The following is a 12,827-nucleotide window of genomic DNA, read 5'->3' on the forward strand; positions in this document are numbered from 1 at the left end:
GGAATGGCGCGAGGCGGGTCTCAAAGTGTATCGGCTGCCGCTTCCGCGGCATCCGGCGTGGCTTCCATGTGCAGCCGCTGGCGCCGGCGCAGGCTGGGGAACATCGCCATCCACGCACCCACCACCGCCAGCGTACCGAGGCCGCCGACCACTGCGGAACCCACCGCGCCCAGCCACGCCGCCAGCATGCCCGACTCGAACTCGCCGAGCTGGTTGGAGGTGTTGATGAAGATGGAGTTCACCGCGTTGACCCGGCCGCGCATCGCGTCGGGCGTGTCCAGCTGCACCAGCGAGCCGCGGATCACCATGCTCACCATATCGAATGCGCCCAGCGCGAACAGCGCGGCCAGCGACAGCCACAGATTCGCGGAAACGGCGAACACCAGGGTCGCCACGCCGAAGCCCGCGACGGAAGCGAACATGGTCATGCCCACGCGACGTTGCAGGTCGTGCCGTGCCAGCCACAGCGACATCAGCAGCGCACCCACCGCCGGAGCCGCGCGCAGCAGGCCCAGGCCCCACGGCCCGGTGTGCAGGATGTCGCGCGCGAAGATCGGCAGCAGCGAGGTGACTCCGCCCAGCAGCACCGCGAACAGGTCCAGCGAGATCACGCCCAGCACGTCCTTGCGTTCGCGGATGAAATGCACGCCCGCGAACAGCGACTTCAGTGTGGCCGGCTCGCGCTTCGGCGGCGCCTGCTCGTAACGCAGCAGCGCCATCATTGTGGCGGCGACGAGGTACAGCGCGGCGGCGCCGAGGTACACCACGCCCGGGCCGGCCACGTAGAGCAGGCCGCCGACCGCGGGGCCGAGGATCATCGCCATCTGGAACGCCGAACCGCTCACCGCCACCGCGCGCGGCAGGATCGCCGGCGGCACCAGCGCCGGCAGCAGCGACTGCATCGAGGGCGACTCGAACGCCTTGGCCACGCCGATCGCGAACACCAGCAACAGGATGCCGGCCTCGTGGATGCGATGAGTCAAGGTCAACACGGCCAGCAGCACGATGGCCGTCCATTCCACGATCTGGCCGAGCAGCACCACGCGGCGCCGCTCGTACTGGTCTGCCACGTGCCCGGCCGGCAACGCCAGCAACACCGATGGGATGAACTGCACCAGGCCGATCAGGCCCAGATCGAACGCCCGCCCGGTGATCGCGTAGATCTGCCAGCCCACAGCCACCGACAGCATCTGGAAGCCGAAGCCGGAGGCGATGCGCGCGCACCAGAACTGCACGAAGGCGCGGTGGCGCAGCGGCGAATCGGGCTGTGGGGACATGGATCGTGCACGGCGGGAAACCGCCAGTTTAACCGGCCCGCCGGATGCGCAAGCGGCGGCCGCCATGCTGCGGGCGGCCGCGAGGCGACGACGCGACGCGCTCAGCCCGTACGCGTGAAGCCGTCCGCGCTCCAGCCTTCGCTGCCCACGCCGTGGTGCACGAAGAACAGGCCGTCGGGATCGTACCTGCGCTTCGCCGCGGCGAGGCGCGGATAGTTGCCGCCCCAGAATCCTTGCTGCCAGTCGCGCAGGAAGTAGTCGCTCTCCGAGACGTAGCAGCCGGCATCCGGCGCCACGGCGCGCAGCGCATCCATCGTCTTGTCGATGGACGACGCCATGTGCCGCGCCATGGCCAGGTCGGGCTTCGCGCCCGGCATGCCGGGAAAAGCGGGATCGCCGCCATTGGCGCTGATGGCAAGGGCGAAGGCCTCCAGCACCTGCGGGTGGGTGGCAGTATCGCGGGCGCGGGCGATCGCGTCGGCCGGCGCACCCGCCAGGCCCTTGTTGAGATGCAGCGAGACGCCGAAGTGCCGCGCGGCCTCGAACAAAGCATCCACCAACGGCGTCTGCCGTCCCGGTTGCAGCAGCGAAGCCGGCAGCCAGGCCGACTGGTAGCCCTGGATGAACCAGCCCGCCTGGTCGCGGTCGCCGGCCCACACGAAGTGGTGGCGGGGCGCACCCGGCCGGTCGTCCGGCACGATGGCGTTCGGGAGGTACTTGCGCAGGAATTCGGCGTCCCAGAGATGCCGGGCCGGTGCTGCCAGCGCCTCGAATGGTTTGGTGACGCGGCAATCCCTGCGGGCATGCACCCAGGCCAGGAAGGGTGCCCAGGTCTGTTCCGCCTGCTGCTTGGTGAGGCCCTGGAACATCGTGGAAACTTCGAAGGTGTCGCCACCGTAGAATTTCAGCTGCTCGCCCCAGTGCGGATTGAACAGCGCGCGCTGATAGAAGCTCACCGCCTCGGTGATCAGGGCGCGATAAGCCGCGTCCGAGTTGGCCTTGATGGTGAGGTTGACCGCGCCGAAGAACTCGGGCAGATCGAACGTGCGCAGAGTCAGCCGCGTGACCACGCCCAGGCTGCCGCCGCCGCCGCCCTTGAGGCCCCAGAACAGCTCGGGATTCGTGCGGGCGTTGGCGATGCGCACCTGGCCGTCGGCGGTGACGACTTCCGCTTCCAGCAGGTTGGATGCCGCCGTGCCCCAGTTCTTCGAGAAGCTGCCGAAGCCGCCGCTCTGCACCAGCCCCGCCACGCCCACGGTGGTGCAGCCGCCGCCCTGCACGTAGCGGCCGCCCTTGGTGGTGACTGCATCGTAGGCGTCGATCCACATCGCGCCGGCCTGCACGGTCACGGCCGGCTGCGGCGCGACGTGACCGGCGCAGCCTTGTGGCACGAAGGTGTCGTGCAGGCTCACCTGGTTCATGTGGCGCGTCCACACCAGCAGCGAATCCGGTGCGTCCGAGGTGCCCTGGTAGCTGTGGCCGCCGCCCTTCACCACCAGGCGCAGGTGGTGCTTGCGGGCGAAGTCGACGGCTGCGACCACGTCGGCGGTGTTTTCCGCCGCCACCGCATAAGCGCTGGGCCGCGAGGTCCACGCGTCGGCCCAGCCGCTGGTCTGGGTCAACGCGGGGTTGTCGCCCACCGCGAACGGGTTGGCGAGTTGCTTCAATGCCGGCGAGGCGGCGCCCTGGGCGAACGGCGGTTCCAGCTTCAGCAGCCTGCCACCGACGCGTTGTTTCAGTTGCTCCCATTCCGCCGCCGCGGGCCAGCCCGGCTGGCCGGGGCGCAGCCGCGAGCGCAGGGTCGTGGCGAGCGCGCCAGCGCCATGCGCGAGTGCCGTGCCACTGCGCATCAGCAGGGGCAGCAGCGGCAGGGTGATGGCGGCTTTCAGCAGGTCGCGTCGTTTCATGGCGGCACTCCGTGGCAGGTCGGCGGCCAGCATGACCCCTTGGCAACACCACGCCCAGCGCGCGGTGACGGATCGCGGCTTGCAGGGACGAATCGCTGCCGACCCGGGACGAGGCGCAGGGGCAGCGCGACGCCGTGAACCCGTAGAATCGTCGGCATGAACGAGCAGGCGGATGGCGGATACCGGGATTTCCAGCGCTGGCGCCCCTCGGTCGAGGTCGCCTTCTGGGTGGCGCTGTACACCCTCAATGCGGTGTTCAACGGCCTCGTTGCGCGGATCGACAACGCCCGCACGGCGGCTTGGGAGCCGTGGGTGTGGGAATCGAGCAGCGCGCTGCTGATCCTGCTGCTGATCCCCTTCGTGAAGGCGGTGGAGCGGCGCTGGCCATTCCGCTTCGATACGTGGCGCCGCAGCCTGCCGTGGCATCTGCTGGCCAGCGTGGCGTTCAGTCTGGTGCACGTGGCCGGCATGGTCGGCTTGCGCAAGCTGGCTTACGGGATGGTTGATCAGCACTACCGTTTCGGAGCGTGGTGGCCGAACTTTGGCTACGAGTACCTGAAAGACATCCGCAGCTATTTCGTCATCGTCGCGATGATTTGCTTGTCGCGCCTGTGGCTGCTGCGCCAGCGGGGCGAGGCGAAGCTGCTGGCCGCGCCCGACGACGGCCCGCCGGTGGAGCCGGTGGAGCGGCCCGAGCGTTTCCTCGTGCGCAAGCTGGGCAAGGAGTTCCTGGTCGCGGCGCGCGAGATCGAGTGGCTGCAGGCCGCGGGCAACTACGTGAACCTGCGCGTGCGCGGGCGCGACTATCCGCTGCGCAGCACGATGGCGGCGATCGAGACGCGGCTGGACCCGGCGCGTTTCCTGCGCGTGCATCGCGGCTACTTCGTCAATCTCGACTATCTCGCCGAGATCGAGCCGCTGGACACCGGCGACGCGCGCCTGCACCTGCGCGACGGTGCGAAGATCCCGTGCAGCCGGCGTTATCGCGCCGCCCTGCGTGAGCGCTACGGCCAGCCGGCGGCGGTCGAATGAACCGGGCCGCGCTTGCGTAGTGGCGCGCGCTCGTTCCAAGCTAGCTCCCTGATTCCGTACCGGATGCTCTGCCGATGATGCACGTGCCGTCGCCCCGCCACCTCGTTCTTGCCGCCCTTGCCGGCGCGCTGATCCTCGCCGGCTGCTCGCAGGGCGGCGCGCCCGCGCCGGACGCCGCGCAACAGCAGGCGCAGGCCAAGGCCGCCGAAGCGGCGCGCAACCTCGACACCTATCGCCAGCTGCTGCGCATCCACAACGACCAGATGGCGGCGACGCTGGGTCAGGACATCGTGCAGCGCTTCCCCGGCAGCGCCGCGGCGAAGGAGGTGCAGCAGACGCTGCCCGAGGTCGAGCAGCGCTGGAAGGAGAACAGCGAGAAGGCGCGCCTCGCCGCGTTGTGGCAGTACCAGGTGGCGCCGATGGCCGGCGGCACCCAATCCACCGCAGCGACCTACAACAGCCGGCCGATCGGCGTGCACGTGCGGCTGGTGCTGCGTCGGCATACCAGCTGGGGCCAGAGCGCGTTCCTGTTCAACGACGGCCGCGGCGGCTTCGTCTGCAAGGGCGAGTGCACGATCGCGGCGAAGTTCGACGACAAGACGCGTGCGATCAAGGCCTACGCGCCGTCCACCGGCGAACCGGCGCTGATGATCCGCGACGACAAGGGTTTCATCACGGCGCTGGAGAAGGCGAAGAAGATCAGCCTGCCGGTCACCCTGCAGGATGGCGAGAAGAAGGTGGAACTTGTCTACGAGGTCGGCGGCTTCGTGCCGGACCAGTGGCAGGCGCTGCCGAAGAAGGGCAAGAGATAGGGGAGAGGAGCGAGGGGTGAGAGAAAGCAGATCCAGCGATGCGCTCCAGCTCTTCACTCACTTCTCACTCCTCTCCACTCACATCCTGCTTCCTGGTGCACCCGCCGGCCGTTCGCGCGTTCCACTGCGTATCGACGAATGGAGGAAGCAACCATGTCTCGCAAAGCTTCGTGGATGGCCGTCGCACTGGCGGCGATGCTGAGCGCGTGTTCCAGCGTGCCGTATGCGCAGCGGATGGCCCAGCGCCAGGCCGCCTACGCGGCCGCGGCCGGCGCGCCGGTGCGCAGCTTCCACTATTTCGACCTGTACTCGTGGGAGCCGCTGGGCGACAGCCAACTGGCCGTCTACGCCCAGCCGAATCGCGCGTGGCTGCTGGACGTGGGGCCTTGCCCGAACCTGGAATTCGCCAATGCGATCGGGCTCACCTCGTTCACCGGCGAGGTGTCGGTGAACTTCGACAAGGTGCTCACCGGTCGCGGCTTTCCGCCGTGCTTCATCTCGAAGATCCGCCCGGTCGACGTGGCGAAGCTGAAGCTGGAGCAGCAGGCGCAGCGCAAGATCGAATCCGAGCCGCGCCAGCCGTCCGCCGACGCAGCGCAGAAGTAGGCGGCGTCAGCGCACCACTGTCACCGGCACGTGGGCGCGGGCCAGCACGTTGGTGGAGACCGAACCGAGCAGCCAGCGCGCCAGCGCGCCGCGCTCGGTGTGGCCGATCACGATGTGGTCGATGCCGTGCTGGCCGACTTGGCCGAGCAGCACGTCGCCGGGGCTGCCGTGGGTGAGTTCGACATCGACCAGACTGGCGGCATCCGGCGCGATCGCGGCCAGTTCGTCCTCCAGTTCCTGCATGCGCTGGGTGCCGGAGTCGGTCATCATCAGCGCGCAGGTGTCGCCGCCTTCGGCCACCTGCAGCACCGACACCACGCGCACCCGGCCGCCGCAGGCGTGGGCCAGTTCCATCGCGAACGCGAACGCGCGGCGCGCGGCGTCCGAGCCGTCGTAACCGACCAGTGAATACTTGGGCATGCCCGCTCCTTGAGGGTGGAAACATCATCGTTTGGTGAAGAAGTCTGGACTGGCGCGCGTTAGCGGAACATCAAGATGAACGGACGCGCGCACAGCTCACGCGCACGTCACGGAGGGCTGTCGAAGCTGGACCGCACGTTCCACCGGGCCACCGGATGGCAACGGATCCCGCGCCAGTTGCGCCACTGTAAGGAGAAGCCGATGAGCAAGCACACTCTCGTCCTGACCGCCGCCCTGCTGCTCGGTGCGGGTGCCTTGGCAGCCGTGCCGGCCGCCCCCGTCCACGCCGCCGACGCTGACGTGAAATGCGATCTGACCTTCAGTCTGGCCGGCTGGTCGATCCTCTACAAACACGCCGAGGGCAACGGTATGGTGACCTGCAACAACGGCCAGCGTGCCAACGTGAAGATCACCGTGGTGGGCGGCGGCCTCACTGCCGGCAAATACCGCATCGACCATGGCACCGGCGAGATCACCCACGTGCGCAGCATCGACGACGTGTTCGGCAACTATGCGCAGGCCGGCGCCGAAGCCGGCGTGGTGAAGAGCGGCACCGCCCAGGTGCTGACCAAGGGCACCACCTCGCTGGCGCTGGCTGGCCACGGCGAAGGCATCAACCTCGGCGTGTCGGTGGGCAAGTTCACCATCAGCCGTCGCTGAAGAGGCACGGCAGGAGGGTTCGAAGGGCGCCGCAAGGCGCCCTTCGTTTGCGCGGCAGCGTACACTGGGCGGCGCTGCCCCCTCCCGGAGAACCGCGATGCGTCGCCTGCCGCTGCTGTTCGTGCTGACCCTGCTGTGCGGCCTGCTGGCCACTCCCGTCGTTGCCGTCGATGCGTTGCCCCAGGTCGGCGCCAGCGCGCCTGCCTTCCGCCTGCAGGACCAGAACGGCCACTGGCGCAGCCCCGCCGACTATCACGGCCACTGGCTGGTGCTGTACTTCTATCCCAAGGACTTCACCCCCGGCTGCACCACCGAGGTCTGCACTTTCCGCGACGATGTCGCCAAGCTGCGCCAGGCCGGCGCCTCGGTGGTGGGCGTGAGCCTGGACGACACGAAGTCGCACGCCGAATTCGCCGCCAAGTACTACGTGCCGTTCCCGCTGCTCGCCGACGCGGATCGCAAGGCGGCCGCCGAATACGGCGTGCTGAGCTCCATGGTGGGCATGCATTACGCCAAGCGCACCACCTTCCTGATCGACCCTGAAGGCAGGATCGCCAAGGTCTATGCCGATGTCGATCCCAAGGCGAACTCCAGCCAGGTGCTGACCGATCTCGCTGCCATGAAGAAGGCGGCGCCCTGATGGCGGTGATGGCCCGGGCCGAAGCCGGCTCCCCCACGCGCGGTTTCGCGGCTTGGCGCGTGCTGGTCTGGCTGATGCTGTTGCTGGCCGCGTTCGGCAGCGTGCAATACCTCGGCCACGCGCAGCTCCTGTGGGCACATCGTGCCGGCTTGTCGCCGGACGACGGCGCCGCGCTGCAGCGCATGCTGGCCTGGGATATCGGCTATCTGCTGGCCGCGTTCGCGCTGATCGTGCTGTGCGCCGGCTGCATCCTGCGCCAGGCCTGGGCGCGCGCGCCGCTGCGCATGGCCTGCGGCGTGCTGGTGCTGTGGGCGCTGGCCAGCGGCGGCATGATGCTGGCGCAATGGCCGCAGTTCCACCGCGCCAGCGCCGACGCGCTGGCCCAGCTCGGCAACGACGCCACCTTGCGCAGCGCCGTGATGCACGCCCGCCGCGTCTACCGCATCACGCTGGGGCTCAAGGCGATCGCGATCCCCGTGCTGCTGTGGCTGGCCTGGCGACTGGGCACGCCCGCGGTGCGCATGCAGTTCCGCCATCGGCGCTAAGCGGTGGCATGGCATGATCACAGGGAGCGCGTTTTCGAGCTTGTCGACCGTTTCAACAGGAGGAAGGGGATGAAACGCTGGTTGTCAGGTCTGTTGTGTCTGGTGCTGTCAGGTGTGGCGTTGGCCGCCGGACCGGCGGCAGTGCGCAAGCGGGTACAGGCGAGCATGCGGGTCAATGGCACGATCGAGGTGGCTCCGGATGGCAGCGTGAAACAGTACGCGCTCGATCAACCGGAAAAATTGCCGGATGCGGTAAAGGAGCTGTTGACCAAGTCCATACCCGCATGGAGGTTCAAGCCTGTCGAGTTGGATGGCAAGCCGGTGACGGCCAAGGCGGCGATGAACCTGCGCGTGGTCGCCAGTCCCTTAGACGGCGACAAATACAATCTTGGTGTTGCAGGAGCCTGGTTTGGTGATCAGGGTGGCGCTACGACACAAACGATCTCATACAAGAGCCAGAAGCGGCCCGGTTACCCAATGGTTGCAGCCCATAACAGGGTGTCGGGCACGGTGTACGTATTGTTGAAGGTCGGACGCGATGGCAAGGTGGCCGACGCCGAGGCCGAACAGGTGGATCTGCGTGTTATCGCAAGCGACAGCGAGCTGGAGCTTTGGAGGCAAGCGCTGAGGGCTGCAGCTTTGTCTGCACTCAAGCAGGACACCTTCAATTTGCCCACTGCAGGGCCGGAGGTGAATAACCCCTATTGGATTGCGAGGATTCCGGTGACCTTCCAGATGAATGGCGCACAGCCAACGGAGTATGGCCAATGGCAGGCCTACGTACCGGGTCCGGTACATGAGCCCGAGTGGGCAGGGAAGCACAAGTTGGCAGGAAGCCCGGACGCGATTCCCGAGGGGGGAGCCCTGTTGGCTGACCAGGCATTGCACCTGCTCACATCGCTCGGCGGCACTTGAACTCTTTACGTGCGGCTAGGAGGACAACGCCCCGTTCGCGGGGCGTTTGCGTATTGGCCCTGCGTGTTCAGCATCGGTTGCCCCAAGTGCAGGTATCGCTGCGCCATCCCATTCCCGGAATCGTCCCGATGCGCCCCTGCCGTATGCCGCTGTTCCTGCTGTCGCTGCTCGTCGTGTTGCCGCTGCAGGCGCAGGACCTCGCCGCCACCTGCCATGCCACCAGCAGCTACGACGTGACGCTGCGGCCGGGCAGCGTGCTGTTCGATCGCCCTGCGCCCGCGCCGACGCGGGTGGAGCTGAGCCATGGCACGCTGCGCACCGATGGCGCGGCGGTGCCGCTGAATGCCGAAGAGCAGGACCGTCTGAGCCTGTTCGAGCGCGACCTGCGCGCGCTGGCGCCGCGCGTGCGCACGGTGGCGCAGCACGGCGTGGACATCGCGGTGCAGGGCCTGCGCGAGGAGGCCGCGGGCATGGGCCTCGGCGCGGATACGCGGGTGCAACTGGACCAGCGGCTGGCGGCCGATGCGGCCAGCCTCAAGCAGCGCATCGCGGCCAGCGACAGCACGCACGACTGGCAGGGCGGCGCAATGGATCAATACGTCAACCAGATCGAGAGCGATCTGTTGCCGCTGATCGCCGGCGATCTCGGCCAGCAGGCGCTCACTGCCGCCATGAGCGGCGACCTGCAGACCGCCGCCAGCCTGCGCGACCGCGCCACGAACCTGGCCACGCAACTGGAACCGCGCATGCGCCAGCGGATGCAGGCACTGCGGCCGCAGATCGAGGCGTTGTGCCCGGCGATCCGTCAGCTGGCCACGCTGCAGCAAGGTGTGCGCGACGGCAAGGGCCGGCCATTGGACCTGCTGCAGATCGGCCAGTGAACGCGACACCTTCGTGACGCGGATTAATCTCCGGCTAAGTAGCCGTGGGCGAGGATGACGCCATCATCCTCACCGCCCGACCGGGGGCGACCGTGGCTACGAGCGTCATCCGAACCACCTGCAACCAGCTGATCCGCCGTGGCATCGACCTGTGCCGCCTGTACCGCCATGCCTCTCTCGCGGTGAGCGAGCCGGGCCTGCGCGCGGTGCTGGACGAGGATGCCCAGGCGCTCGCCGCCATGGTCGTCGAGTTGCAGCACGAGGTGGCGCTGGCCGGCGGCGAGCCGCGCATGCACGGCAGCTGGCGCGCTGCGCTGCGTTGCCGGATGGTGGACGGCGTGGCGCGCACCGCCGCGCGGCGTGACAGCGCCTGGATCCACGCCCTGGCGCAGGACGAGTCGGGCCTGCTGCGGGCCTTCGAACGGGCGATCGCCGGCCTGCCCGAGGACTCGGCCAAAGTGCTGCGCCGGCAGCTGCCGCGCCTGCGCGGCATCCATCTGGACATGCACAGCCTGGCCGGCCCCGCGCATTCCTGACGGCACGCGCCTGACGGCACGCACCGACACGCACGCGGGCGGCACGCCCACCCGATCCCCGGCATCTTGCCGTCGCCGTCGTCGCGGCGTCCGCACTAGCTTGCATGCTCCTGTCCGTCACACGGGGAGCGTGCCATGCATCGTCACCGACTGGCCGGTCTGCTGGCCTGTGTCTTGTTCGCCTGCGCCACCGGCGCCGCCGCCTCCGACAGCTTGCGCGTGGGCAACCGCGTGCTGGTGGTGGGCGACAGCGCAGCCACGGTGAGCGCGCTGCTCGGCAAGCCTACGCACAAGTCGCATCAAGGTGCCTCCCGCAGCGGCGGCCGCCACGGCAAACGCGTGCGCGGCATCTCCGCCAGCGCGACGCGCGGCGAGCAGTGGCAATACCGGCGCAACGGCAAGGTGATCGTGGTCACCCTGGTCGACGGCCGCGTCAGCGACATCGACGAGCGCAGCCGCTGACGGTTTCCCGCCGCGCACACCGTGACTGATGGCAGGGCATGACGCATGGCGCATGCCGCTGGGGACTGCGTAACTGAAGCTTCCGGGCATGCCGGCGCTCGCAGCCGGCATCAGGCCACGGGAGTTTGCATGTCCGGACACCGCACAGTCGCCACGCTTGTCCTCGCTCTCGGCGTTGCCCTCGGCCTGCCAGTGCAGGCGGACGGGGTCCACGTGCGCGGCGACCAGTGCGGCTACGACAGCAACTACGACGTGCGGGTGACGCCGGCCGGCATCGACTTCAGCCGCAGTGACACGCAGCCTGCAGCGGTCTTCATGCACGATGGTGCGCTGCGTATCGACGGCCGGCCGGTCGCGGTGTCGGCGGAGGATGCGGCGCGGCTGCGCCGCTACGAGGCGGGCATGCGCAGCCTGTTGCCCGAGATGGCGGGCATCGCGCACGAGGCGGTGGGCATCGCGTTCGATGCGCTGACCACGGTGGCCGCCACGCTGGGCGGCAGCCAGCATCACCGCGATGCGCTGGTGCGCGAGCTCAACCAGTCGCGGGTGCAGGCGCTGCGCGGCATGGACACCAACATCGATGCCGACCACTGGGGCCAGCAGGACTTCGCCGACGCGATCGAGCAGCCGGTCGACAAGGCCAGCAACCAGTTGGCCAGCGCGCTCACGCGCAGCGTGATGTGGTCGCTGTTCACCGGCGGCGCCGACGAACTCGAGGCCCGCGCCGATTCGATCGACGCGTCGATGGAAAAGGAGATGCAGGCGCGCGCGGGCCAGCTGGAGGCGCGCGCCAAGGCGATCTGCCCGCGTCTGGCGGAGCTGGACGAACTGCAGCGACAGTTCCATTTCCGTCTCACCGATGGCCAGCCGCTGCAACTGCTGACGGACAATCGGGATCGCAAGGGCAGGGACAGCCAGAGCGGCGCGGACGACGACGCAGTCGCCACGCGCTGATACCCCCAGGAACCGTGCGCTCCCCGCACGGTGACATGCCGCGCCCGGCGTGATGCCGCCCGCGGCTTTTTTTTGTGACCACCATCCTTGGTGGTCGCCATTCGGGCCATCGCTGCGCGATGTCATTGTCGCTCCTGGCGATTTCTTGCCTGCTGGCTGCAGGGACGGGGACGCGGCGGACACGATCCTGCTGCTAGGCTCGTTGCCAGTCTTTCCGAGCGACCGCCATGCACGAATTGTCGACCCGCCTTGCCTCCGTGGATCTCTCCGCCATCGTGGCCAGCGTCGGTCCACGCCTGCTTGGCGCGCTGCTGATCCTGCTGATCGGCGCGTGGCTGGCCGCGCGGTTGGCGAATTTCAGCCAACGAGCGCTGCGTCGGGCGAAGGTGGACGACACCCTGGGCGGTTTCCTGCGCAACCTGATCTACGGCGTGCTGATCGCAGTGCTGGTGGCGATGGCGCTCGCTGCGCTGGGCGTGTCACCGGCGCCGATGGTGGCTGCGCTGGGCACCGCCGGCCTGGCGATCGGCCTGGCGCTGCAGGGCTCGCTGTCCAACCTCGCCTGGGGCGTGCTGCTGATCATGTTCCGGCCGTTCCGGGTGGGCGACTACGTCACCGCCGGCGGCATCGACGGCACCGTGCAGAGCATCGACCTGATGTACACCCAGGTGCTGCTGCCCGACGGCCGCGAAGCGGCGGTGCCCAATGCCAAGGTGGGCAGCGACGCCATCCTCAACTTCAACCGCCGCGGCACGCGCCGGGTCGACCTGAAGATCGGCATAGGCTGGCGCGACGACCTCACGCAGGCGATGGCCACGCTGCAGCAGGTGCTGGCGGACGAGCCGCTGGTGCTGGCCGAGCCCGCGCCCGGCGTGTGGGTGGACGGCATCGCCGGGCAGACCGTGACCCTGGTGCTGCGCGGCTGGGTGAAAAGTCCCGACGTGTGGGCCACGCAGACCGCGCTGCTGCGCGCGGTGAAACAGCGCATCGACGCCAGCGAGTTGAGTTTGCCGGCGACTGCGCACGAGGTGAGCGTGGTGCAGGCGCCATCGAAAGATGGCGCGGGAGCATGATGGTGCCGGGTGCGCTTGCGCGAGCAACGAAGCGGCTTCGAGCGCCTGCCGCGCCATAGGAGCCCCGGGTACGCTGCCGGCGCGCAGTAGCAGGAGCACCCCACCCG

At 68.7% G+C, this 12,827-nt stretch carries 15 protein-coding genes; 12 read left to right on the forward strand and 3 right to left on the reverse strand.

The features are described 5' to 3' along the window. Positions 1-20: 20 nt before the first annotated feature. Together B0E52_RS01870 and B0E52_RS01875 are read right to left on the reverse strand one after the other, a co-directional pair. Positions 21-1,277 carry an MFS transporter gene (locus B0E52_RS01870; protein WP_077481198.1) on the reverse strand — a complete coding sequence of 419 codons (1,257 nt, stop codon included), beginning with the start codon at positions 1,275-1,277 and terminating at the stop codon, positions 21-23. Between the two features lie 101 nt (positions 1,278-1,378). Then, a complete protein-coding gene (locus B0E52_RS01875; RefSeq protein WP_077481226.1) occupies positions 1,379-3,184 on the reverse strand; it encodes an FAD-binding oxidoreductase in 1,806 nt (601 codons plus the stop codon). Between the two features lie 156 nt (positions 3,185-3,340). On the opposite strand from B0E52_RS01875, the gene B0E52_RS01880 reads away from it, so the two are divergent. From B0E52_RS01880 to B0E52_RS01890, 3 genes are all read left to right on the forward strand, one after another. Further along, positions 3,341-4,216, forward strand: coding sequence for a LytTR family DNA-binding domain-containing protein (locus tag B0E52_RS01880; RefSeq protein ID WP_077481200.1), 876 nt, complete (start codon positions 3,341-3,343; stop codon positions 4,214-4,216). A 74-nt stretch (positions 4,217-4,290) separates the two neighbouring features. Next, positions 4,291-5,028, forward strand: a complete 738-nt coding sequence (locus B0E52_RS01885) for a hypothetical protein (protein WP_174575529.1) — start codon at positions 4,291-4,293, stop codon at positions 5,026-5,028. A gap of 153 nt (positions 5,029-5,181) precedes the next feature. After that, positions 5,182-5,634, forward strand: a complete 453-nt coding sequence (locus tag B0E52_RS01890) for a DUF6491 family protein (protein WP_077481230.1) — start codon at positions 5,182-5,184, stop codon at positions 5,632-5,634. A gap of 6 nt (positions 5,635-5,640) precedes the next feature. Here B0E52_RS01890 and B0E52_RS01895 read toward each other — a convergent pair whose 3' ends face one another. Then, positions 5,641-6,054, reverse strand: a complete 414-nt coding sequence (locus B0E52_RS01895) for a universal stress protein (RefSeq protein ID WP_077481202.1) — start codon at positions 6,052-6,054, stop codon at positions 5,641-5,643. Between the two features lie 201 nt (positions 6,055-6,255). Between B0E52_RS01895 and B0E52_RS01900 the strand changes: the two genes are divergently transcribed. The 9 genes from B0E52_RS01900 to B0E52_RS01940 all read left to right on the forward strand — a co-directional run bounded on the left by B0E52_RS01900 (position 6,256) and on the right by B0E52_RS01940 (position 12,720). Beyond that, complete coding sequence (locus B0E52_RS01900; protein WP_077481204.1) at positions 6,256-6,714, forward strand: hypothetical protein; 459 nt, start codon at positions 6,256-6,258, stop codon at positions 6,712-6,714. Between the two features lie 97 nt (positions 6,715-6,811). Continuing rightward, complete coding sequence (locus B0E52_RS01905; RefSeq protein WP_077481206.1) at positions 6,812-7,354, forward strand: peroxiredoxin; 543 nt, start codon at positions 6,812-6,814, stop codon at positions 7,352-7,354. Further along, positions 7,354-7,899, forward strand: coding sequence for a hypothetical protein (locus B0E52_RS01910; protein WP_077481208.1), 546 nt, complete (start codon positions 7,354-7,356; stop codon positions 7,897-7,899). The genes B0E52_RS01905 and B0E52_RS01910 overlap by 1 nt, the downstream gene beginning before the upstream one ends. A 69-nt stretch (positions 7,900-7,968) precedes the next feature. Further along, entirely contained in the window at positions 7,969-8,814 is an 846-nt protein-coding gene (locus B0E52_RS01915; RefSeq protein WP_077481232.1) for an energy transducer TonB, read from the forward strand. A 128-nt stretch (positions 8,815-8,942) separates the two neighbouring features. Then, positions 8,943-9,695, forward strand: a complete 753-nt coding sequence (locus tag B0E52_RS01920; RefSeq protein WP_077481210.1) for a DUF2884 family protein — start codon at positions 8,943-8,945, stop codon at positions 9,693-9,695. 92 nt (positions 9,696-9,787) lie between these two features. Next, positions 9,788-10,231, forward strand: coding sequence for a PA2169 family four-helix-bundle protein (locus B0E52_RS01925; protein ID WP_077481234.1), 444 nt, complete (start codon positions 9,788-9,790; stop codon positions 10,229-10,231). Between the two features lie 135 nt (positions 10,232-10,366). Beyond that, positions 10,367-10,693 carry a DUF2845 domain-containing protein gene (locus B0E52_RS01930; protein ID WP_077481212.1) on the forward strand — a complete coding sequence of 109 codons (327 nt, stop codon included), beginning with the start codon at positions 10,367-10,369 and terminating at the stop codon, positions 10,691-10,693. A 129-nt stretch (positions 10,694-10,822) separates the two neighbouring features. After that, positions 10,823-11,647 (forward strand): DUF2884 family protein, encoded by an 825-nt coding sequence (locus tag B0E52_RS01935; RefSeq protein WP_168174112.1) that lies wholly within the window; start codon positions 10,823-10,825, stop codon positions 11,645-11,647. Positions 11,648-11,874: 227 nt separating this feature from the next. After that, positions 11,875-12,720 carry a mechanosensitive ion channel domain-containing protein gene (locus tag B0E52_RS01940; protein ID WP_077481216.1) on the forward strand — a complete coding sequence of 282 codons (846 nt, stop codon included), beginning with the start codon at positions 11,875-11,877 and terminating at the stop codon, positions 12,718-12,720. Positions 12,721-12,827 lie beyond the last annotated feature (107 nt).

The sequence above is a fragment of the Rhodanobacter sp. C06 genome (genome assembly GCF_002001105.1).
Lineage (GTDB): Bacteria > Pseudomonadota > Gammaproteobacteria > Xanthomonadales > Rhodanobacteraceae > Rhodanobacter_A.